This window comes from Pseudomonas tumuqii (assembly GCF_013184545.1).
Lineage (GTDB): Bacteria > Pseudomonadota > Gammaproteobacteria > Pseudomonadales > Pseudomonadaceae > Aquipseudomonas > Aquipseudomonas tumuqii.
In genome coordinates this window covers 431,613-453,142 of sequence record NZ_JAAOJA010000002.1, presented here as the reverse complement: position 1 = coordinate 453,142, position 21,530 = coordinate 431,613, and the positions used below count along the sequence as shown (strand labels likewise).

Here is a 21,530-nt window from a genome sequence, read left to right as displayed (position 1 = left end):
AAACAACGTATAAAAAAGGGACTCAATCGAGTCCCTTTTTTACAACCACTAGTTAGCGGCAGCTCGGCTTATTACTGCGGCTTGCGCGGACCACGACCAAAACCAGGGCGCTGCCCTTCACCCGCTGGCTGGCTGCGGCGCTTGGCTGGAGCGGCCGGCTTGCGCCCAGGGCGCTCGCTCAGCTCGACGCCCGGACGCATAGGCTTGGGCTTGCTCGGACTCTTCTTGTTGACATCCCGCGGCCGCTCGGCAACTGGCGTCCCCTTGCCCGGAGCCGAACGACCTTGCTCCGTACGGCCCTTGTCGGCGCGCGGCGGGCGCGGCGTACGCACAGCACCGCCCTCGCTGCGCGGGGTACGCACTGCACGCTCACCACCCTCGCTGCGCGGAGTGCGTACGGCACGCTCGCCACCTTCGCTGCGCGGGGTACGTACAGCACGCTCGCCACCCTCGCTACGCGGGGTGCGTACGGCACGCTCACCAGCTTCACTACGCGGAGTCCGTACGGCACGCTCACCAGCTTCGCCGCGCGGAGTACGTCCGGAACCCGAACGTTCAGCGCTCACCGCGGCACCATGAGCCGGACGCAGTGTCCGCTGCGGACGCTCGCCACGGCCAACCGGCTTGGCCGATTTGCGCTGCAGGCGTTCGAGCTTGTCGCGGGTTTTCTCTTTCATGTCCGGCAAGGCGACCGACTTGAGGCCAACTTCTTCACTGAGAATATCCACTTCGCGCTGGCTCATTTCGCGCCAGCGGCCCATGGTCAGATCCGAGGTGATAAATACCGGCCCGAAACGCACGCGCTTCAAGCGACTGACCACCAGGCCCTGGGACTCCCACAGACGGCGCACTTCGCGGTTACGGCCTTCCATCACCACGCAGTGATACCAGTGGTTGAAGCCCTCACCGCCCGGTGCCACCTTGATATCGGTGAACTTGGCCGGACCGTCTTCGAGCATCACGCCGGCTTTCAGGCGCTCGATCATTTCCTCGTCGACTTCGCCGCGCACGCGCACCGCGTACTCGCGGTCCATCTGGTAGGAGGGATGCATCAGGCGGTTGGCCAGCTCACCGTCGGTGGTGAACATCAGCAAACCGGTGGTGTTGATGTCGAGGCGGCCGATGTTGATCCAACGGCCCTCTTTCGGCCGCGGCAGGCGGTCGAACACGGTCGGCCGACCTTCGGGGTCGTCACGGGTGCAGATCTCGCCTTCGGGCTTGTTATAGATGATCACGCGGCGCACGCTTTCGGCGGCTTCTTCACGCTTGATCAGGCGGCCATCGATGGCGATGGCATCGTGCAGGTCGACACGCTGACCGAGGCCGGCAACCGCGCCATTGACCTTGACCCGACCGGCGCTGATCCAGCCTTCGATTTCGCGGCGTGAAGCCAGGCCCATGCGCGCCATGACTTTCTGCAGTTTTTCGCCGGCTGGACTGTATTCTTCGGATTCACTCATCTGGGCACCTCCCGGTGTATCTCTAGTGATGGACGACAGCAAGTCGTCGAAGGGGCGCGGATCATACGCGAAACGCGCAGCGCACGCACGGATTGAGACTAGTCGGCAGACGAGCGACGCTCAGGCTTTTCGACAGCCGGTGCATCCGCAATGGCATTGTTACCCATCCCCGGATTGCCTCTGGGCTACCTATGGCGCGGCAACCCCTCTTCGTCCGTGGCCTCGGTCAGCTCCTCGTCTTCGGCCTCATCCAGCGCCGCGGCCGAGAAATCATCGAAATCGGTCTTCAAGCCCTGCTCCATGGAGTCCAACTCGGCCAGCAGGCTGCTGAAGCTGGTTTCCTCACTGGCCTCCACCAGCGCTTCATCGGCGAGGGCCAGGTCGGCGCGGGCCTGCAGGCTTTGCGGCGCGGCAAGCTCATCATCGAAGGCCAGCAAGGGTTCGGGCTCGATCTCACGCAGCGCCGCCAGCGGGGGTAGCTGGTCGAGACTCTTCAGGTTGAAGTGATCGAGAAAGGCCTTGGTGGTCGCCAGCATCGCCGGCTTGCCCGGCACGTCGCGGTGACCGACCACGCGGATCCACTCGCGCTCCAGCAGGGTTTTGACGATGTGGCTGTTGACCGCCACGCCACGAATATCCTCGATCTCGCCGCGGGTAATCGGCTGCCGATAGGCAATCAGCGCCAGGGTCTCCAGCATGGCCCGCGAATAACGCTGCGGGCGCTCTTCCCACAGGCGCCCGACCCAGGGCGCATACGTCTCGCGCACCTGCAGACGGTAGCCGGAAGCCACCTCGACCAGTTCGAAGGCACGCCCTTCGCAGGACTGGCGCAGCCGCTCCAGGGCTTTTTTGAACACCGCAGGCGCCGGGCGCTCCGCCTCCTCGAACAGCTCGAACAAACGCTCCAACGATTGCGGCTTGCCGGAGGCGAACAGGAAGGCTTCCAGCAGGCTGGCCAGTTCACGGGGATTGCTCAGGTTCATGCTCATTCGGCTCGCGCACGCACGTGGATAGGTCCAAAGGCTTCATTCTGCACCAGTTCGACCAGCGATTCCTTGATCAGCTCGAGCACCGCCATAAAGGTCACTACCACACCCAGACGTCCCTCCTCGGCCGTGAAGAGGTCGACAAAAGGCACGAATGCGCCGCCCTTGAGGCGCTCCAGCACTTCACTCATGCGCTCGCGGGTCGACAGCGTCTCACGACTGACCTGGTGACTCTCGAACATATCGGCGCGGCGCAGCACCTGCGCCATCGACAACAACAGCTCCTCCAGATTGACCTCCGGCAGCAGCTTGCGCGCCTGCGCCTGCGGCGCCTCCAGGCGCGGCACCGTCAGGTCGCGACCGACCCGGGGCAGCATGTCGAGGCCTTCGGCAGCGGCCTTGTAGCGCTCGTATTCCTGCAGACGGCGAATCAGCTCGGCGCGCGGATCGTCTTCTTCCTCCGGAGCCTCGCTCGAACGCGGCAGAAGCATGCGCGACTTGATCTCGGCGAGCATCGCCGCCATCACCAGGTACTCGGCGGCCAGCTCCAGGCGCACCGACTGCATCAATTCGACATAGCCCATGTACTGCCGGGTGATTTCCGCCACGGGAATGTCCAGCACATCGATATTCTGCTTGCGGATCAGATAGAGCAGCAGATCCAGGGGCCCCTCGAAGGCTTCGAGAAACACCTCCAGTGCGTCCGGCGGGATATACAGATCCAGCGGCATCTCGGTCACCGCCCGGCCGTATACCAACGCGAACGGCAACTCTTGCTGGGCGCCTGCTTGACTGTCGGCGGACGGTTCAGGTGACTGACTGTGCATATCGATTTACCCAACCCCTGCTCAGCGGTAATTCAGACCCAGGGCCAAACGCACCTCGGTCAAGGTTTCCCGGGCTTCATTGCGCGCGCGCTCGGCGCCCTCCGCCAGGATACTGCGCAGCAACTCGGGGTTGGCTTGATAATCGGCGGCTCGCGCCTGCAAGGGTTGCAGCTCTTTCTGCACGGCCTCGATCAATGGCCCCTTGCAGTCCAGGCAGCCGATGCCGGCGCTCTTGCAGCCTTGCTGCAATGCAGCACGCGTCTCTGCACTGCTGTAAATCTCGTGCAGCGGCCACACCGGGCAATGGGCAGGATTACCGGGATCTTCCCGATGCACCCGCGCAGGATCAGTAGGCATGCGCCTGATCTTTTCCTCGACTTCGGCACTGCTGTCACGCAGAAAAATTGCATTGCCGCTGGACTTGGACATTTTGCCGCCATCCAGCCCCGGCAGCTTGGGCGCATCGCTGAGCAACGGTCGCGGCTCGGGCAACAACACCTTGCCGCCACCTTCCAGGTAGCCGAACAGGCGTTCCTTGTCGCCGATGGTGATGCTCTGTTGCTCTTTAAGCAGTGCCCTGGCGGTTTCCAGCGCTTCGACGTCACCCTGCTGCTGGTACGCCTTGCGCAAATTGTTGTAGAGCGTGGCGGTTTTCTTGCCGAGCTTGCGGATCGCCGCCTCGGCTTTCAGCTCGAAGCCGGGCTCACGGCCATAGAGATGATTGAAGCGTCGAGCCACTTCGCGGGCGAATTCGATATGCGCCAATTGATCGGCGCCAACCGGCACCACCCCGGCCCGGTAAAGCAGGACATCCGCCGCCTGCAGCAATGGATAACCAAGAAAACCATAGGTGGCGAGTTCCCGCCCTGGCAGCCGGTCTTGCCGTTCCTTGTAGGACGGCACCCGCTCCAGCCAGCTGAGCGGACTGATCATCGACAGCAGCAGGTGCAGCTCGGCGTGCTCCGGCACTTGCGACTGGATGAACATGGTCGCGGAACTGGGACTGACCCCGGCGGCCAGCCAATCCACCGCCATGTCCATGACATGCTGGGAGATCTGCCCGACATCCTGGTAGTTGGTCGTCAGTGCGTGCCAGTCGACGATGCAGAAAAAGCACTCGTATTCGTGCTGCAACTTGATCCAGTTCTTCAGCACCCCATGGTAATGGCCAAGGTGTAAACGACCACTGGGGCGCATGCCGGACAGCACGCGGCGTTCGGAATCAACAAGGCTCAAACCAGGTTACCTAAGCGAATCAACAAGACGCGAAGTATAGCGAGACCCGTAGCCGCCGCGGGAAAAACGACCGCGGAACCGTTTGGGCAAAAGGCCAGTCTTAATTTATGAAGCCGCCCGGGCAAACTGACGGCAGAACCGCGCGCCAACAGCAGTGCAAGATTTGACGCGAATCCCGACCATTCGTCGAGGGTCACAGCATGAAAATTCCCAGCCTAACGTTCGGCATTGCCTTGCTCGCAGCATTTTTGCTGCTCCTGCCACCGCTAACCGCCCAGGCCAGCATGATCGGCACCCAAGAAGTCATCGCCGAGCAAACCCTGCAGGCCGATCGCGACAAAGTCAGTGAGTTCCTCAACCGTGCCGACGTCGAGGAGCGTTTGCAAGCCATGGATGTCCCCGCAGCCCTGGCCAACAGCCGCGTGGATGCGCTGACGCCCGCGGAAGTCGCCACCCTGGCCCAGCGGATCGACGCGTTGCCGGCCGGTGGTGCACTCAGTGGCAACGACTTCATCATCATCCTGCTGGTAGTTCTGCTGGTGGTGCTCATTCTGTAAGCGCTGACGACCAGGCTCGCGAAATTTCGTGCCTTTCGTGCGAGGCTCTTACGCTTCGCCGAAAGGCGCAGGGTCGCCACAGCCGACGCGAATGATTTGCGGCTCGTCCTCGGCCAGATTGATCACGGTCGAGGCCTCCAACCCGCCAAAACCGCCGTCGATGATCAGGTCGACCTGGTGTTCGAGGATCTGTCGCATTTCGTAGGGATCGCTCATCGGCAGCGTCTCGCCCGGCAGAATCAGGCTGACGCTCATCAGCGGCTCGCCGAGTTCGCTGAGCAATGCCTGGGCAATCGGGTGACCAGGCACCCGCAGACCGATGGTGCGGCGCTTGGGGTGCAGCAACATGCGCGGCACTTCGCGAGTGGCGTTGAGAATAAAAGTGTAAGGCCCCGGCGTATGGTTCTTCAGCAACCGAAAGGCGCCGGTATCGACCTTGGCGAACAGGCCAAGCTGCGACAGGTCGCGACAAACCAGGGTGAAATTGTGTTTGTCGTCCAACTGGCGCAAACGGCGGATACGCTCCACCGCATTCTTGTCGCCGATATGGCAACCGAGCGCATAGGACGAATCGGTGGGATAAATCACCACGCCACCGGCTCTGATGATCTCCACCGCCTGTTTGATCAGGCGCAGCTGCGGGTTTTCCGGGTGAACCTGGAAAAATTGACTCACGCTAACTCCCTGTTCGACTTGCAGTAGGCTGCTGGACATGCTGAAAACGCGCCCAAAGGGGCGACAAGTCTTCGGGTACAGGGCGATACATGCCCAGTTCAGACCAGTCGCCAGGTGCATGAAAGTCACTGCCGGCACTTGCCAGCAGGCCGAATTCGCGGGCCAGGATCGCCAGACCGCCAACCTGTTCGGCTGGCTGCATGCCGTTGACCACCTCAAGCGCATGGCCACCGGCAGCGACAAAATCGGCGATCAGCTTGCGTCGCTTACTACGAGTAAAGTCGTACTGCCACGGGTGCGCCAGGCTGATCGAGGCGCCCGCTTGTTGCAAGGTTGCAATGGCCTGCTGCAATGTCGGCCAATGCTGTTTGACGTCACCCAACTTGCCCGAGCCGAGCCACTTGCGAAAGGCTTCGGCGCGATCCTTGACGTGACCGGCGCGCACCAGGAACTCGGCGAAGTGCGGGCGGGCCGGGGCGTTACCGCTGTCGCCCAGCTCCTGCTGCACGGCCCGCGCGCCCTCGAGTGCACCGGGCATGCCTTTGTTGTCCAGCCGCTTGCTGATTTCTGCGGCGCGCAGCCAGCGCCCTTCATGCAGCTCGGCAATCGACTGGAGCAAGGCTGGCGCATCGCTGACGAAGGCATAACCGAGAACATGGATGGTGGCGCCACCCCAGGTGCAGGACAATTCGATGCCATTGACCAGCTGCATATCCAGCGCTTGGGCTGCGGCGCGCGCCTCTTCGAGGCCTTCCAGGGTGTCATGATCGGTCAGCGCCAACAGCCGCACACCACGTTCGTACGCCCGCGCAACCACCACAGCAGGCGCAAGCGCACCGTCTGAGGCCGTGCTGTGACAATGCAAATCAACATCCATAAGAAACGCTTTCTCGGTAATTTATGTTTGTTATTATGCCGATACCGGCGAACTCTTGCTGATATCACTAATAGTCTGTGGAAATAAACTGGCAAGTGGAGGCAGGCGCGCAGGGCGAACGAGCGAGTCAGATGGCAAGCAACGTATGGTCAATGCGCACTAGCCTGTGCTCGTACTCGATACCGAGTTCACCTCGATCGAGTGCTGCCGCCCACCCTCGCTCGCTGCCTTTTTCTGCGACCTGCTAACCAGGTAATTTTTCAACAGTTTGCTAAACAATTCCTCGACTTTGCCAGTCCGTGCTGCTTTTCTGCGCTACTACCGACTGGCACACCAGCCATTAAGGATTGAGATGCTCTACGCCATTATCGCCACCGATGTCGAAAACTCCCTGGAAAATCGTTTGGCTGCTCGCCCCGCGCACGTCGCTCGGCTGGAGCAACTGAAAAGCGAAGGTCGCCTGGTACTCGCCGGCCCACATCCGGCGATCGACAGTAACGACCCGGGCCCGGCAGGCTTTTCCGGCAGCCTGATCGTTGCCGAATTCGCATCGCTGAGTGCAGCCCAAAGCTGGGCCGATGCAGACCCTTACCGCGCTGCCGGTGTCTACGCCTCGGTGCTGGTCAAGCCGTTCAAACTGGTTCTGCCTTAATCCGCTAGTCGCTAACAATCCAATAAGACATAGGAGTTCCGATGCGCCCAGGCCCGTGGTCTTTTCTGTTTGCGTTGTTGCTGCTGCCGCTTGATCTGCATGCCGAGCAATCCCCGCCGGCCCCCTCCGCAACGGTTACGGCAGAGCAAGCGCAGATCGAAGCCCTGAAACAGCGCCTGGCCATCAGCGAGCAACAACGCGAAGCATTGGGCGCAGAACTGCAAGCCAGCGGGGGCGAACGCGACAGCGCGCAATTACAGCGCCTGCGTCAGGAAAACCAACGCCTCAAGCTGCAACTGAAAAAAACCCAGGCCGATGCGCCCCAGCCTTTGCTCGACGATCGGCAACAATGGTTTGCCGTCGGCGCCGGCGCAGCACTGCTGGGCGTTATTCTCGGCGCATTGCTGCGCGGCAAACGCCGTTCGCGGCGTGAGTGGATAAACTGAAACCCGTATGAGCACCCTCCTGCTAATCGACGACGACACCGAACTGTGCGAGCTGCTGGCCAGCTGGCTGACCCAGGAAGGCTTCCAGGTCAGTGCCTGCCATGATGGCAAAAGCGCACGCCGCGCCCTGGCCGACCAGGCTCCCGACGCGGTGGTGCTCGATGTGATGCTGCCCGACGGCAGCGGCCTGGAACTGCTCAAGCAATTGCGCAGCGACCATCCCGGGTTGCCGGTATTGATGCTATCTGCCCGCGGCGAGCCGCTGGACCGGATCCTCGGCCTGGAGCTTGGCGCCGACGACTACCTGGCCAAGCCCTGTGACCCCCGCGAGCTGACCGCCCGCTTGCGCGCCGTGTTGCGGCGCAGCCTGCATCCTGCCGTGTCCAGCCAACTGCAACTGGGCGACCTGTGTTTCAGTCAGGCGCGCGGCGTGGTGACGATCGGCGAGCACGAGGTCATTCTCACCCTGTCGGAAAGTCGCCTGCTCGAAGCCTTGCTGCAGCAGCCCGGCGAACCCGTGGACAAGCAGGAACTGGCGCAACTGGCGCTCGGCCGCAAGCTGACGCTGTATGACCGCAGCCTGGACATGCACGTCAGCAACCTGCGCAAGAAACTCGGCCCGCACCCGGACGGACGCCCGCGCATCCTCGCCTTGCGCAGCCGCGGCTACTACTACAGCGCCTGAGACTCTCTCGCCTTTACTCAGGCTTTACCCTTGCCTGACGGCCCTTGACCTTGACCGCTCTAGACTGGGCACATCCGGTAACTGACCGGCATCGAGACAAGGAGACACAGCATGATGCGCAAGACCCTTACTGCCCTGTTACTCGCACTGACCCTGCCGACGCTGGCCATGGCCATGCCCGAAGGTGGCCCGCACCACGGCGACGGTTACCGCCACGGTGACCGCCATGGCTCGCGGATGTTCAAAGACCTCGACCTGAGTCAGGAGCAACAGCGCGAAATCCGCAAGTTGATGGGCGAGCAGATGAAAAGCCGCCACGAGATCACCCAGCGCCATCTGGAAAAACTGCCCGCTGCCGAGCAGAAGGCCATGCAGGATGAGCTGAAAGCCGCCAAGGACAAGCAGCACAGCACCATTCGCGACCTGCTCAACCCCGAACAGCAGAAGGCCTTCGACGAGCACCAGAAGAAAATGCAGGAGCGTCGCGCCGAGCGTGCAGCCTTCAACGCCTGGAAAGCCGAGCAGGCCAGCAAGGCCGAATGACGGGAACAGGCTGGCCCTGATCCGCCCCACCCATCAAGCCCTGTCTTGATGGGTTTTTTCGCTACCAAGGAGTCATCCGTGCGTTCATTGTTCTGGCGCATCTTCGCCAGCTTCTGGCTGGCCCTCGCTCTGGTTGCCGGGCTATCCATGCTGCTGGGACGAGCGCTGAATCAGGACGCCTGGATTCTCAGTCAGCACCCGGCCCTGGATGGCTTGGCCGAAACCTGGACCAGCCTTTATGAGGAGCAGGGCGCAGACGCCGCCCAGGCCTTTCTCGAGCAGCGCAAAGAGGCCTCGCGTCTCAATGTGCAAGTGCTCGATGACAACGGCCAACCCCTGGTCAGGGGCACCTTCCCGCCGCGCGCCGCCGCCTTCGAGGCGCGCCAGCAGAATGACAAGCGTCTGCCGTGGCGCCGCCTGACCACCGACTACAGCAGCCCGCAGACCGGCGAAACCTACCTGTTCATCTACCGGATCCCGCACCGGGAACTGGCCGCCTGGCACCGCGAGAGCCTACTCTGGCCGCTCAGCGCCCTGGCCATCGCCCTGGTGGTACTGACCCTGTTCAGCCTGCTGGTGACCCTGTCCATCACCCGTCCACTGAATCGCCTGCGTGGCGCCGTGCACGACCTCGGCCAGACCGCCTACCAGCAGAACAGTCTGGCCCGCCTGGCCAATAGACGCGACGAACTGGGCGTGCTGGCCCGCGACTTCAACCGCATGGGCGCACGCCTGCAAGGGCTGATAGGCAGCCAGCGCCAGTTGCTGCGTGATGTCTCCCACGAATTGCGCTCGCCACTGGCGCGCTTACGCGTGGCACTGGCCTTGGCCGAACGCGCCGACGCCGCCGAGCGGGAAAAGCTCTGGCCACGCCTGGCGCGCGAGTGCGACCGACTGGAGGCCTTGATCAGCGAGATTCTCGCCCTCGCCCGCCTCGACGCCGATCCTGGCGCAGCGCAACCGGTCGACCTTGCCGCGCTGCTGCGCAAGCTGCAAGAAGAGGCACAACTCGACACCCCGGAGCAGCGGGTGGAGATCAAACTGAAACCCGGCGCAAGCCTGCACGGCTGGCCGGACATGCTCGAACGGGCGCTGGACAACCTGCTGCGCAATGCCTTGCGCTTCAACCCGACAGGCCAACCGATTGAGCTCAAGGCCGAGCGCCAGGCCGACGAACTGTGCCTCAGCGTACGTGATCACGGACCGGGCGTTGCCGCCGAATACCTGACCCGGCTGGGCGAACCCTTCTTCCGTGCGCCTGGGCAAAGTACACCCGGGCATGGGCTCGGCCTGGCGATTGCCCGCCGCGCCGCCGAGCGCCACGGCGGCCGACTGGAGCTGACCAACCACCCCGAAGGTGGCTTCAGCGCCAGCCTGCTGCTGCCGCTAAAGCCGCAGACCAGACTATAGGGGTGGCCCTGACGGCGACCCGTTCGGAGCGCAGCGACAACCCGCCAGCTTTTTTGCCGCACCGATGAGCCATCGCTGCACTGCCTGCGACAAGTAGCTCCCGGCGAATCGCTCGTTACACGCCCGGCCAGGTACTGACGAAATCGGCTACAGCCAAGGGCGCGGGTTTGCGCAATTCGCGTTCGGCAGTTCCCAGGTAGAGGAAGGCGACGATTTGTTCGTCACTGGCCAAGCCAAGCCCCGTCGCCACCTGAGCGTTATAGGCCAGGTCACCGGTGCGCCATACCGCGCCTATACCCTGGGCATGGGCGGCGAGCAGAATGGCATGGGCAGCGCAACCCGCGGCGATCACCTGCTCCTGCGGCGGCACCTTGGCATGGGCCTTTACACGTGCGATCACCACGACCAGCAAAGGTGCCCGCAACGGCATGGCCCGCGCCTTGGCCAAGACCTCCTCGCTGACGTCACCTGCGCCGGCAGTTACGGCCTGGGCAAACAACTCACCCAGCTGCTCACGCGCAGCCCCCTCGATCGTAAGAAAACGCCACGGCCTCAACTGTCCGTGATCCGGTGCACGCAATGCAGCGCGAAACAGCAGTTCGCGATGTGTGGCATCCGGTGCAGGCTCGCACAAACGCGGCACTGAAACACGATTGAGCAGAGCATCGAGAGCATCCATCAGCCACCTCTTGAACAAAAATAAGCGGGAATTCTAGAGCGTGGCACCGACTGGTGGGGAAAAACTGTTGCTCGGCGAGCAAACCGGCAACAGAAATAAACGGCACGGGTTAGCGTAAAAAACACGCAGGCTTGCCAGCGCAGCTGGCGGCTGGAGCCAACCTGCAGCAAATCCGCCATTGCCAGAATCCGCGTGCAAAGCCCGCAGCAGGACTGCGTCAAGCCCGCTAGACGCTTAGGCAACCTGTTCCGGCGCCACACTCGGTCGTACCGGTGGCGTCAACGCTGGCAGGCCGTGGGCGCGCCGGGCATCGTCACAGCGCGGCTCATGCGCGCCATTGGCCCAGGACGCCTCAAATTCGCGGCACGGGCTGGAACGTTGCTCGTAGAGCGTGCAGCTCACGCCCTGGCCCACTTCACCGAGCAGGGCGACACAGCGGGCCGGTTTGTACTCGGTGCCACGCATGGCGACCCGATGCGGAGTGATCAGCACCACCTGATCATCCGGCACCGTGCCGCCGGCCGATTGGCACTCACCCCAGAAGAAAGACACACGAAAATGCGCGCAGCAGGCGCCACACGTAAGGCAAGGATTAGCGTTCGACATGATTTAAGAGGGCTCAGAAACCGGCAAGGGCCGGCACCTGGCGGCTATTCTATGCCGAGCCATGCGCTTGTAAAGCCCCGAATAATGGCTGGTTTACAGCCCCGGTCGCGCGAGTACAATGGCGCCCTTTGCCGCCCTCAATCCGAGCCCCCTGCATGGCCTTGCCGACCCTACGAATCATCGCGTTCATCAACGGCATTTTCCTGATTACCCTGGCCATCAGCATGGTCGTGCCGATGCTCACCCTGCTGATCTTCGACAGATCCTACGAACTCAATGCCTTCCTCTGGTCGAGCATGATCACCTTTGTCGCCGGACTGGCCATGGTCGCCCAGGGGCGCCCGAAAGATGTTCAATTACGGCCGCGCGACATGTACATGCTGACCACCGCCAGTTGGCTGATCGTGTGCATATTCGCCGCCCTGCCGATGACGCTGATTCACCATATCAGCTACACCGATGCGTTTTTCGAGACCATGTCCGGCATCACCACCACCGGCTCCACCATACTGACCGGCCTCGATAGCGCCTCGCCGGGCCTGCTGATCTGGCGTTCGATGCTGCAGTGGCTCGGCGGCATCGGCTTTATCGGCATGGCCGTGGCGATCCTGCCGTTGCTGCGGGTCGGTGGCATGCGCCTGTTCCAGACCGAGTCTTCGGACTGGGGCGAGAAGGTCATGCCGCGCTCGCATATTGCCGCCAAGTACATCATCGCGATCTTCGTCGGCATGACCCTGGCCGGCACCCTGGCTTACTGGCTGGCTGGCATGAGCTGGTTCGAGGCCATCAACCATGCGATGACCTCGCTCGCGACCGGCGGCTATTCCACCTCCGACAACTCCATGGCCAACTTCGGCCCGGCCTCGCACTGGGTGGCAATCGTCTTGATGCTGTTGGGCAGCCTGCCCTTTACCCTCTTCGTCGCCACCATCCGCGGCAATCGCCAGGCGCTGATCAAGGATGAACAGGTACGCGGCTTTCTCGGCATGCTGGCGGTCACCTGCCTGATGTTCAGCATCTGGCTCTGGCTGCACTCCGATCACGACTACTTCGATGCCCTGCGCATCGTCACCTTGAACGTGGTTTCCGTGGTGACCACCACCGGCTATGCCTTGGGCGATTACAGCCTGTGGGGCGACTTCGCAGTCATGATGTTTTTCTACCTGACCTTCGTCGGCGGCTGCTCCGGCTCGACCGCAGGCGGGCTGAAGATATTTCGTTTCCAGGTGGCCTACACCCTGTTGCGCAGCGGCCTCACCCAGCTCGTCCACCCGCGCGCGGTGATCAAGCAGCAGTACAACGGGCACAACCTCGATGAAGAAATCGTCCGTTCGATTCTGACCTTCTCGTTCTTTTTCACCGTCACCATCGGCGCCATCGCCCTGGGGTTGACGCTGATCGGCCTGGACTGGATGACCGCAGTGACCGGTGCCGCCACCGCGGTGTGCAACGTAGGTCCCGGCCTGGGCCCGATCATCGGCCCGGCCGGCAACTTCGCCAGCCTACCGGATGCCGCCAAATGGCTTCTATCGCTGGGTATGCTGCTGGGTCGCCTGGAAATCCTGACCGTCCTGGTGCTGGTCACCCGTGCCTTCTGGCGGCATTGAGCGGTATTTCACCGGCTTGCCAAACTCGGCACGGCGGCGTGGCGGGTTGCCCACATTCTCGCCTGCGGGCTAGCTAAAGACGCGCGCGGTACTCGCCCGGAGTGATGTCGAACCAACGGCGGAACGCGCGAAAGAAATTGCTCGGATCGGCAAAGCCGAGCAGATAGGCCACTTCCAGCAGGCTCAGGTTGGGCTGGGCCAGGTACTGCTCGGCCAACTCGCGACGGGTGTCATCGAGCAGGCGCTGGAAACTCGTCCCCTCGTCCTGCAGACGCCGCTGCAAGGTCCGCTGCGACACATGCAGCGCCTGCGCCACCGCCTCGCGCTTGGGTTCGCCCTGGGGTAGCAGGCGGCACAGCACTTGCCGGGCCTGATGACTCACGCGGCTTTCCGAGAAGCGCGCCAGGTATTCGCCAGCGAATCTGTCGTGCAACTGGGCCAGCGACTCATTGGCCGTCGGTAATGGCCGGTCCAGGTCTGCCCGCTCGAACAGCAGCGCATAGTGACCGGCATTGAATTTGAGCGGAGCCTGAAACACTTGCTGAAAGGGCTCGAGATCCGCCGGTGGGTCGCCTTGAAAAAGCACCTGCTGCGGACGAATCGGTTGACCGGTGAGCCAGCGGCAGAAGGCCAAGGAACAGGCCATCGAAGCCTCGGCGCTCTGCCGGGCCGGTGGCAGGCGGTCGCCATGAATCGCCAGGATCAGCTCATAGCCCTTGGCCGTGGGACGGAAACTGAGGTCGGCGCCCTCGGCGATGATCCGCTGATACCGCACCAGCCGAGCCAGCCCCTCGGTCAAGGTGCGACTGGACATCAAGGCGTAACCGACCACATGGAATGAAGCCGGGCGCACCACCTTGGCCATGTTCAGGCCAATCGCCGGATTGCCCGACAGCTCCACCGCGCGCTGCCACAGCCGCGTCATGCCGTCCTGGGCAAAGCGTGCATCCGGATCCTCCAGCGCGGCGTAATCCAGCCCCAACTCGCGGAAAATCATGCGGCAGTCGACGCCGCCCATTTCCAGGGCCTGGACGATGCCCAGGGCCCAATTCGATGAAGTGGTGCGTTCGCTCATGGCGCTATTCTTATTCGAGTCATCTGGAAGTCGCTTCTCTTGGCTCTCGGCGCAGATACTGGCTGCGCGCAAGGATACTAAACTGGCACTTAATGTCACTGGCCCAACAGGACAGCCAGCCTAGACTGCCAACACGCCACAGCCGCTGAACCCCGGTGCGGCCAGATCACTACCAGGAGGCACGCCATGGCTACGCAAACCAGCGATCGCTACACCAGCTTCGCCGAGTTCTACCCCTATTACCTGCAAGAACACAGCAACCCGGTCTGCCGCCGCCTGCATTATGTCGGCAGCCTGCTGGTGCTGGGCATTCTCGCCTACGCCTTGGGCACGCAACAGTGGCTGTGGCTGCTGGCCATGCCAGTCGCCGGCTATGGCTTTGCCTGGGTCGGTCACTTCGTCTTCGAAAAGAACCGCCCGGCCACCTTTCAGTACCCGCTGTACAGCTTCATGGGTGATTGGGTAATGCTCAAGGATGCCTTTACCGGCCGCATCAGATTCTGATCCGCCGTGCTCTGGCTGCGCCGAAGCCGCCCACTGGCCGGCATCTTCACACCGTTGAGCAGTGATGCTTGGCTCGCGTCGCCTCGCTTGGTTATGATCCCTGCTCTGTCGCAATTCTGGTTCAGCGCTTGCAGCGCTACTTAGACGTCCAGCAGAGGCGTCGGAAATCAGCAGGGATCGTTTCCACAGCATGAATGCCACTACCCAGAACCGGCTCCACGCACTGCCGGCGCCACCACTGCGCGAATACTACTCGCGCGTACTGGCCTATATCGCCGTGGCCGCGAGCATCGCTGCCGGCACCTACACCCAGCATTTCGGCTACGACATTCTGTGGATAGTGCCCTACGCCCTGCTCTATCCGCACCTGGCCTACCACCTGGGCCAACGCTTCAAGCGTGATCATCCGCAAACCGCCACCCTGACCCTGCTGTTCATCGACGCCCTGCACTGTGGCGCGGCACTCGCCCTGCTCAGCTTCTCGGTCGTACCCAGCCTGATGTGCCTGTTGATCCTGGCCTTCAGCTCGATGGTGGTCGGTGGCCTGCGCTACCTGGGCCTGGCCATGCTGGTCGCGATCAGCAGCACGCTGCTCAATGCGGCGCTGATCGAGCTGAAATTCAACCCCGACACCCCGGCCCTGGTTGCCCTGGTGAGTATCGCCTTCAGCACCTTGTACGTCTGCATCACCGCTTATTTCGTCCACCAGCAGGGCTTGCGCCTGGCCCAGGTGCGCGGCGAAATCAAACGCGAACAGGAAAAAGCCGCCCGCCTGGCGCGCAACCTGGCCAAGTACCTGTCACCGCAGGTATGGGAGTCGATCTTCACCGGCAAGAAAAGCGTGCGCCTGGAGACCCAGCGCAAGAAACTCACGGTGTTCTTCTCCGACATCAAGGGCTTCACCGAGCTGTCCGAGGAACTGGAAGCCGAGGCCCTGACCGACCTGCTCAACAGCTACCTCAACGAGATGTCGAAGATCTGCCTGAAATACGGCGGCACCATCGACAAGTTCATCGGCGACAGCGTCATGGTGTTCTTCGGCGACCCGGCCAGCAAAGGCGCCAAACAAGACGCCATGGCCGCAGTATCGATGGCCGTGGCCATGCGCAAACACATGAAAGTAATGCGCCAGCAGTGGCGCGCCCAGGGCATTACCAAGCCGCTGGAAATCCGCATGGGCCTGAACACCGGCTACTGCACGGTGGGCAACTTCGGCGCCGACACGCGCATGGACTACACCATCATCGGCCGTGACGTGAACCTCGCCAGCCGCCTGGAAAGCGCCGCCGAAGCCGGCGAGATCCTCATCTCCCACGAGACCTACTCGCTGGTCAAGGATCTGATCATGTGCCGCGACAAGGGCCAGATCAACGTCAAGGGTTTTACCCGCCCGGTACAGATCTACCAGGTGGTGGACTTCCGCCGCGACCTGGGCGCCACCTCCAGTTATGTCGAACATGAGTTGCCCGGCTTCTCCATGTACCTGGACACCAACGGCATCCAGAACTTCGACAAGCAACGAGTGATCCAGGCGCTGCAGCAGGCCGCCGAGAAATTGCGCGACAAGGTGATCATGTAAACCCGCCGGGGTTGCGTTCGCCAGGGTAGGGTGCGCCGCGCGCACCATTGACCTCGATACACTTGGTGCGCACAGCGCACCCTACCCGGATCAGCCACAGCCAACTAATCCTGGCCGGTTATCGCCAAAACCCGAGCGGTATACGGCTCGCCGTCGAGCAAGGGCTGACGAGCCAGGAATTCCAGCGCCGATACCCGCCAGGATTGCCCTGCCGCCAACTCGGCGCAGCGCGTCCTGTCGAGCTCCAGCGCCGCCAGGCAGGCCGCACGCAAATCCTCGTTCATCACCCCGGTCACGCCCGCCGCCAGCACATCCAGCGGGCCGGGCACCGGGAAGGCCGCCACTGGCGTGCCGCAGGCCAGCGCCTCGAGCATCACCAGACCATAGGTATCGGTGCGCGAGGGAAACACCAGCACGCTGGCCTGACGATAGGCCTCGGCCAGCTCTGCGCCATGCCGATAGCCGAGAAACTTCACCGCCGAATAACGCGCCTGCAAGGCTTCACGCAGCGGACCGTCGCCGACCACCCGTTTCTCGCCGGGCAGGTCGAGGTCGAGAAAGGCCTCCAGGTTCTTTTCCGCGGCGATCCGCCCGACACACAGAAACACCGGCTTGAGCGCCCCGAGCCGCGGCACCTGCGGCTGAAACAGCCGCGTATCGACGCCCTTGCGCCACAGCGCCAGACGCTGCAGGCCCCAGCCGGCAAACTCCGTACGCAGCCGTTCGGTGGTCACCAGCACCGCCTCGCTCGGACGATGGAAAATGCGCAGGTAGGCATAGCCCCAGCGCAGCGGCAACCACGGCCAACGACCCTGGATGTACTCGGGAAAGCGCGTATGGATGGCGCTGGAAAACGCCAGGCCACGCTTGCACAGCCAGCGCCTGGCGGCCCAACCGAGCGGCCCTTCGGTGGCCAGGTGGACGCAGTCGGGCTGAAACTCGCGGATCGCCGGGCCGACCCGCCAGAGGTTCCACACCAGCGGAATCTCCGGATAGGTCGGGCACGGCCAGCTGCGAAAATCCTGCGGCGACAGCAGTTTGACCTCATGGCCCAGATCGCCCAGTTCACCAACCAGCGCCTGCAAGCTGGTGACCACGCCGTTGACCTGGGGCAGCCAGGCATCCGAGACGATCAGTATCCTCATGCCGCCGGCTCGACAGCCGCCAGTTGCTCGGCCAACGCCAGGGTTTGCCGAGCCTGGTCGTCGGCCAGCCGATACAGCTCGATGCGGCCATCCAGGTGCTCGATCAAGGCGCTGCAGGACTCGACCCAGTCGCCGCAGTTCATGTACTCCACCTCGCCCATCGGGCGGATCTCGGCGTGATGGATATGCCCGCAGACCACGCCATTGAAGCCGCGCTTGACGCATTCGTGGACGATCGCCTGCTCGAAGTCGCTGATGAAGTTCACCGCCCCCTTGACCTTGTGCTTGAGGTAGGCCGACAGCGACCAATAACCGTAGCCGTAACGACTGCGCCAATGATTGAGCCAGCGGTTGAGCGTCAGGGTGATCTCGTAGGCCGAGTCGCCGAGAAAGGCCAGCCAGCGGTGGTAACGGGTGATCACATCGAACTGGTCGCCATGGATCACCAGCAGCCGGCGGCCATCGGCGGTGACGTGCTCGGCCTCGTCGACCAACTGGATATTGCCCAGCATCAGCGACGAATAACGGCGCAGGAACTCGTCGTGGTTGCCGGTGACATAGATCACCTCGGTGCCGCGCTTGCTCATGGTCAGCAGGCGGCGGATCACGTTGCTGTGCGCCTGCGGCCAGTAGATGCCGCTGCGCAGCCGCCAGCCGTCGATGATGTCGCCCACCAGGTAAATCCGGTCGGTTTGATAGCGTTTGAGGAACGCCGCCAGGTGTTCGGCCTGGCAATCCCGGGTACCCAGGTGGACATCGGAAATCCACAGGGTGCGGACTCGTTGCTTGCGACTCGGCTTGGCGAGCTGGGCGCTGGTCATGGGCGGCCTCCGGCTGGGTTTTGACGAGCTTGCCTGCCGGCGGTGAAACGACTGTGACGGCGCCATGGCAGTTCAATGACAGCGCCCCGCCACGAGCATGCGCAACAGCCTGCTAAACTGGCCGCCTGCCACGAGGAATCTGCCATGCCGTCGCTGCTCTCTTTGCGTCACTACAGCCATGAGCTGCTCAACCACAGCCATGTCCATGCGCAGTTGGTCTTCGGCCTGAGTGGCCAGCTGGACTTCGAAGTGGCCGGGCTGGGCAGTCAGGTGATCCGCCAGACCCTCGCCGTGGTGCCGGCGGCGGCGCAACACGCCTGTGGCAGCAGCCGCGGCAGCCAGTGCCTGGTGCTCGACGTGCCCTCGGAGCACTGGCTGCACCAGCACCTGGGCATGCATGCCGATGCCAGCCGCCGCCTGCTCGAGCGCCCCGGCGCCCGGAGTCTCAACCCGGCGCAAAGCCAGCTGGTCAGTTGGCTGGCGGCCAGCCCGATCGATGACCCGGTGATCGCCCAGCAAGGCGCAGCGCTGTTGCTGGCCAGCCTGGCGAGCGAGCGCATCGAATTAGCGGGCGTGCCAGGCTTGCCGCTGGCAGCCCTGGACGCGCACATCGACCGGCATGCCGCCTACCCGCTGCAGGTTGGCGATCTGGCGCGGCTGGCCGGTTTGTCGGCGGCGCGTTTTCATGCGCGTTTTCTCGACGAGACCGGACAGACGCCCATGGCCTATGTACGCAGCCGGCGCCTGCATCTGGGCCGACAGCTGCTGCGCACTAGCCAGCTGGCCGTCGGCGAGATCGCTGCGCGGGTCGGCTACAGTTCGCAAAGCGCCTTTACCGCGGCGCTATTGCGGCAGTTCGGCTGCACCCCGCGCGCGCTGCGTCAGCGCCACGAGTAACGCGACAAAACCCGCGACTCCCGCGACAGACAGGGCGCGCTTCTCTCCCTAGACTGCATGCAGCATCAGCTAGCCGAGGAAGCGTTATGCAGCAGATCGAATGGGAAGACTTTCAACGGGTGGAATTGCGCGTGGGCACGCTGCTGTCCGCCGAGCCGAACGACAAAGCCCGCAAACCGGCCTACATACTGCGGGTCGACCTCGGCGAACTCGGGGTGAAAACCTCCAGCGCGCAACTCACCGAGCACTACCCATGTGCCGAACTGGTTGGCCGCCAGGTGCTCTGCGTGTGCAATTTCGCCCCCAAGCGCATCGCCGGTATCCGCTCCGAGGTGCTGGTGACCGGCGTCTATGACGCGGACAACAAGGTGGTACTGGCCAGCTTCGACAAACCGCTGCCCAATGGCGCGCGCCTGGCATGACCGAGCGCAAGGCACTGCTGGCGATTCACCTGGGCGCCCTGCTGTTCGGCCTGTCGGGGATTTTCGGCAAACTGGCGAATACTCTGCCCATGGCCATCGTCGGCGGTCGGGCGATCTTCGCCGTCGTCGCGCTGGCCCTGTTCGCCCGCCTTCTCAGCCAGACCCACAGCCAACGCCCCAGCGCGCGGCAGCTGGCCATGCTGGCACTCGGCGGCTTGCTGCTCGGCAGCCATTGGCTGACCTTCTTCGAGGCGGTGAAGGTTTCCGGCGTGGCCATCGCCACCCTCGGTTTCGCCAGCTTCCCGGCGTTTACCGTGCTGCTCGAAGGCCTGCTGTTTCGCGAACGCACGCGGCCCAGCGAATTCGCCATGGTCGCTGTGGTCTGTCTGGGCTTGATTCTGGTCACGCCGAATTTCGACCTCGGCAACCAGGCTACCGTCGGGCTGCTCTGGGCGGTGCTCTCGGGCTTGCTGTTCGCCCTGCTGTCGCTGCTCAACCGCGCCAGCACTCGCGGCCTGGATCCGGTGCAGGCGGCACTCTGCCAGAACCTCACGGTGCTGCTGTGCTTCCTGCCTTTCGCCTGGCCCTTGCTGCCCAGCCTGGCGCTGCTCGACTGGTTCTGGCTGGCCATGCTCGGAGTATTCTGTACCGGCCTGGCGCACAGCCTGTTCGTCGCCAGCCTGCGCGTGATCAAGGCGCGTAGCGCCGCGGTGATCTTCGCCCTGGAGCCGGTCTACGGCATCGCCTTCGCCTGGTGGCTGTTCAATGAGATACCGACCTTGCGCATGCTGCTCGGCGGCACGCTGATCATCCTGGCGATTTTCTTCTCGGCGCGCATGGCGCGTTGAGCAACCGGTTGGCGAAGGGGTTAAACGTCGCCAGCCGCGGCACCTCGGGCTGAATTACGCCTGCTTGCCCTTGGCGCGCATCCTGTCGGCCATGCTGATCATTTCGTCATAGAGCAATTGCGGGTTCTTCTGCTTCAACGCCCAGGCCATGCGGCCCTGCTCATGGGGCAGAATCATGAATTCGCCTTTGGCCATCTCGGCATAGATGTAGTCGGCGATGTCCGCCGCGCTGATCGGCGAGCTTTCCAGCAGTTTGCCAACCTGGGCCTTCATCGCCGGCGTCGGGCCACGGAAGGAGTCGAGCAGGTTGGTCTGGAAGAACGACGGGCAGACCACATGCACGCCGATTTCCTGTTGTTTCAATTCGATCAGCAGGCTTTCCGACAGCGCCACCACACCGGCCTTGGCCACGTTGTAGTTGCTCATCGCCGGGCCCTGCATCAGCGCCGCCATCGACGCGATGTTGACGATCTTGCCCTTGCTGCGCTCGAGCAAGGGCAGGAACGCCTTGCAGCCCTTGACCACGCCCATCAGGTTGATCGCGATCTGCCAATCCCAATCCTCCAGCGACAGCTCGTCGAAGAAACCGCCCGACGCCACACCGGCGTTGTTGACGATCACATCGATGCCGCCGAACTTTTCCTCGCAGGACTGCGCCAGAGCGGTCAGCTGACTGTAGTCGCGCACGTCGCAGCGCTGGGTGAAGCCATCACCACCGGCTGCGCGGACCAAGTCCAGGGTTTCGGCGAGACCCGCCTCGTTGACATCGGCGAGCGCCAGACGCCAGCCCTCGCGCGCCCAGCGCAGGGCGATTTCACGACCCAACCCCGAACCTGCGCCGGTAATCATCATGCGATTTTGCATATGGAAGTCGCCTTGTTTTGTGCGATGAAAGAGAAGACAAGGCCCAGTGTAGCCAAGGACATATTCAACCCCATGCACCATCATGCCGCTGAATGACCAAGGCAAACTGCCGCCACTGCCACCTCGCAC

24 protein-coding genes are annotated in these 21,530 nt (G+C 63.1%); 12 read left to right on the top strand and 12 right to left on the bottom strand.

Annotation, left to right across the window (positions count from 1 at the left end; translation table 11 throughout):
* Positions 1 to 71 precede the first annotated feature (71 nt).
* From rluB to G9C89_RS05970, 4 genes are all read right to left on the bottom strand, one after another.
* Positions 72 to 1,460, bottom strand: a complete 1,389-nt coding sequence (rluB, locus tag G9C89_RS05985) for a 23S rRNA pseudouridine(2605) synthase RluB (RefSeq protein WP_172146079.1) — start codon at positions 1,458 to 1,460, stop codon at positions 72 to 74.
* Positions 1,461 to 1,645: 185 nt separating this feature from the next.
* Positions 1,646 to 2,443 (bottom strand): SMC-Scp complex subunit ScpB, encoded by a 798-nt coding sequence (gene scpB / locus G9C89_RS05980; protein ID WP_172146077.1) that lies wholly within the window; start codon positions 2,441 to 2,443, stop codon positions 1,646 to 1,648.
* 2 nt (positions 2,444 to 2,445) lie between these two features.
* Complete coding sequence (locus G9C89_RS05975; protein WP_172146428.1) at positions 2,446 to 3,144, bottom strand: segregation and condensation protein A; 699 nt, start codon at positions 3,142 to 3,144, stop codon at positions 2,446 to 2,448.
* Positions 3,145 to 3,294: 150 nt separating this feature from the next.
* On the bottom strand, positions 3,295 to 4,509 hold the full coding sequence (locus tag G9C89_RS05970; RefSeq protein WP_172146075.1) for a tryptophan--tRNA ligase: 1,215 nt from the start codon (positions 4,507 to 4,509) through the stop codon (positions 3,295 to 3,297).
* Between the two features lie 200 nt (positions 4,510 to 4,709).
* On the opposite strand from G9C89_RS05970, the gene G9C89_RS05965 reads away from it, so the two are divergent.
* Positions 4,710 to 5,066: a PA2779 family protein gene (locus tag G9C89_RS05965; protein ID WP_172146073.1), complete on the top strand. Its 357-nt coding sequence runs from the start codon at positions 4,710 to 4,712 to the stop codon at positions 5,064 to 5,066.
* A gap of 48 nt (positions 5,067 to 5,114) precedes the next feature.
* Here the strand turns inward: G9C89_RS05965 and G9C89_RS05960 are convergent, their stop codons facing one another.
* Positions 5,115 to 5,741, bottom strand: a complete 627-nt coding sequence (locus G9C89_RS05960) for an L-threonylcarbamoyladenylate synthase (RefSeq protein WP_172146071.1) — start codon at positions 5,739 to 5,741, stop codon at positions 5,115 to 5,117.
* Position 5,742: 1 nt separating this feature from the next.
* Positions 5,743 to 6,618, bottom strand: coding sequence for a PHP domain-containing protein (locus G9C89_RS05955; protein WP_172146069.1), 876 nt, complete (start codon positions 6,616 to 6,618; stop codon positions 5,743 to 5,745).
* 352 nt (positions 6,619 to 6,970) lie between these two features.
* Between G9C89_RS05955 and G9C89_RS05950 the strand changes: the two genes are divergently transcribed.
* The 5 genes from G9C89_RS05950 to G9C89_RS05930 all read left to right on the top strand — a co-directional run bounded on the left by G9C89_RS05950 (position 6,971) and on the right by G9C89_RS05930 (position 10,354).
* Positions 6,971 to 7,270 carry a YciI family protein gene (locus G9C89_RS05950; protein ID WP_172146067.1) on the top strand — a complete coding sequence of 100 codons (300 nt, stop codon included), beginning with the start codon at positions 6,971 to 6,973 and terminating at the stop codon, positions 7,268 to 7,270.
* A 41-nt stretch (positions 7,271 to 7,311) separates the two neighbouring features.
* On the top strand, positions 7,312 to 7,716 hold the full coding sequence (locus G9C89_RS05945) for a translation initiation factor 2 (RefSeq protein WP_172146065.1): 405 nt from the start codon (positions 7,312 to 7,314) through the stop codon (positions 7,714 to 7,716).
* Between the two features lie 7 nt (positions 7,717 to 7,723).
* The gene (locus tag G9C89_RS05940) at positions 7,724 to 8,401 is read left to right on the top strand and encodes a response regulator transcription factor (RefSeq protein ID WP_172146063.1); all 678 of its coding nucleotides are present in this window, start codon (positions 7,724 to 7,726) and stop codon (positions 8,399 to 8,401) included.
* Positions 8,402 to 8,515: 114 nt separating this feature from the next.
* Positions 8,516 to 8,944, top strand: a complete 429-nt coding sequence (locus tag G9C89_RS05935; protein ID WP_172146425.1) for a Spy/CpxP family protein refolding chaperone — start codon at positions 8,516 to 8,518, stop codon at positions 8,942 to 8,944.
* 78 nt (positions 8,945 to 9,022) lie between these two features.
* Positions 9,023 to 10,354: a sensor histidine kinase gene (locus tag G9C89_RS05930; protein WP_172146061.1), complete on the top strand. Its 1,332-nt coding sequence runs from the start codon at positions 9,023 to 9,025 to the stop codon at positions 10,352 to 10,354.
* A 115-nt stretch (positions 10,355 to 10,469) separates the two neighbouring features.
* On the opposite strand, the gene G9C89_RS05925 is transcribed toward G9C89_RS05930, so the two are convergent.
* A complete protein-coding gene (locus G9C89_RS05925) occupies positions 10,470 to 11,033 on the bottom strand; it encodes a nitroreductase family protein (protein ID WP_172146059.1) in 564 nt (187 codons plus the stop codon).
* A gap of 234 nt (positions 11,034 to 11,267) precedes the next feature.
* On the bottom strand, positions 11,268 to 11,639 hold the full coding sequence (locus tag G9C89_RS05920; protein ID WP_172146057.1) for a YkgJ family cysteine cluster protein: 372 nt from the start codon (positions 11,637 to 11,639) through the stop codon (positions 11,268 to 11,270).
* A 155-nt stretch (positions 11,640 to 11,794) separates the two neighbouring features.
* Between G9C89_RS05920 and G9C89_RS05915 the strand changes: the two genes are divergently transcribed.
* Positions 11,795 to 13,246 carry a TrkH family potassium uptake protein gene (locus G9C89_RS05915; protein ID WP_172146054.1) on the top strand — a complete coding sequence of 484 codons (1,452 nt, stop codon included), beginning with the start codon at positions 11,795 to 11,797 and terminating at the stop codon, positions 13,244 to 13,246.
* Positions 13,247 to 13,319: 73 nt separating this feature from the next.
* Here G9C89_RS05915 and G9C89_RS05910 read toward each other — a convergent pair whose 3' ends face one another.
* Positions 13,320 to 14,321 (bottom strand): AraC family transcriptional regulator, encoded by a 1,002-nt coding sequence (locus G9C89_RS05910; RefSeq protein ID WP_172146051.1) that lies wholly within the window; start codon positions 14,319 to 14,321, stop codon positions 13,320 to 13,322.
* Between the two features lie 186 nt (positions 14,322 to 14,507).
* On the opposite strand from G9C89_RS05910, the gene G9C89_RS05905 reads away from it, so the two are divergent.
* Together G9C89_RS05905 and G9C89_RS05900 are read left to right on the top strand one after the other, a co-directional pair.
* Positions 14,508 to 14,825 carry an Mpo1-like protein gene (locus G9C89_RS05905; RefSeq protein ID WP_172146048.1) on the top strand — a complete coding sequence of 106 codons (318 nt, stop codon included), beginning with the start codon at positions 14,508 to 14,510 and terminating at the stop codon, positions 14,823 to 14,825.
* A gap of 190 nt (positions 14,826 to 15,015) precedes the next feature.
* Entirely contained in the window at positions 15,016 to 16,404 is a 1,389-nt protein-coding gene (locus G9C89_RS05900; protein WP_172146045.1) for an adenylate/guanylate cyclase domain-containing protein, read from the top strand.
* Positions 16,405 to 16,508: 104 nt separating this feature from the next.
* Here the strand turns inward: G9C89_RS05900 and G9C89_RS05895 are convergent, their stop codons facing one another.
* Positions 16,509 to 17,549, bottom strand: coding sequence for a glycosyltransferase family 4 protein (locus G9C89_RS05895; protein ID WP_172146042.1), 1,041 nt, complete (start codon positions 17,547 to 17,549; stop codon positions 16,509 to 16,511).
* Positions 17,546 to 18,370: a UDP-2,3-diacylglucosamine diphosphatase gene (locus G9C89_RS05890; RefSeq protein ID WP_172146039.1), complete on the bottom strand. Its 825-nt coding sequence runs from the start codon at positions 18,368 to 18,370 to the stop codon at positions 17,546 to 17,548. The genes G9C89_RS05895 and G9C89_RS05890 overlap by 4 nt, the downstream gene beginning before the upstream one ends.
* A 144-nt stretch (positions 18,371 to 18,514) precedes the next feature.
* On the opposite strand from G9C89_RS05890, the gene G9C89_RS05885 reads away from it, so the two are divergent.
* The 3 genes from G9C89_RS05885 to G9C89_RS05875 all read left to right on the top strand — a co-directional run bounded on the left by G9C89_RS05885 (position 18,515) and on the right by G9C89_RS05875 (position 20,537).
* Positions 18,515 to 19,267, top strand: a complete 753-nt coding sequence (locus G9C89_RS05885; protein WP_172146037.1) for a helix-turn-helix transcriptional regulator — start codon at positions 18,515 to 18,517, stop codon at positions 19,265 to 19,267.
* Between the two features lie 86 nt (positions 19,268 to 19,353).
* Positions 19,354 to 19,689, top strand: coding sequence for a tRNA-binding protein (locus G9C89_RS05880; RefSeq protein WP_172146035.1), 336 nt, complete (start codon positions 19,354 to 19,356; stop codon positions 19,687 to 19,689).
* Positions 19,686 to 20,537, top strand: coding sequence for a DMT family transporter (locus G9C89_RS05875; protein WP_172146033.1), 852 nt, complete (start codon positions 19,686 to 19,688; stop codon positions 20,535 to 20,537). Before G9C89_RS05880 ends, G9C89_RS05875 begins: the two co-directional genes overlap by 4 nt.
* Before the next feature lie 54 nt (positions 20,538 to 20,591).
* Here the strand turns inward: G9C89_RS05875 and G9C89_RS05870 are convergent, their stop codons facing one another.
* On the bottom strand, positions 20,592 to 21,401 hold the full coding sequence (locus tag G9C89_RS05870; protein ID WP_172146031.1) for an SDR family oxidoreductase: 810 nt from the start codon (positions 21,399 to 21,401) through the stop codon (positions 20,592 to 20,594).
* Positions 21,402 to 21,530: the final 129 nt, after the last annotated feature.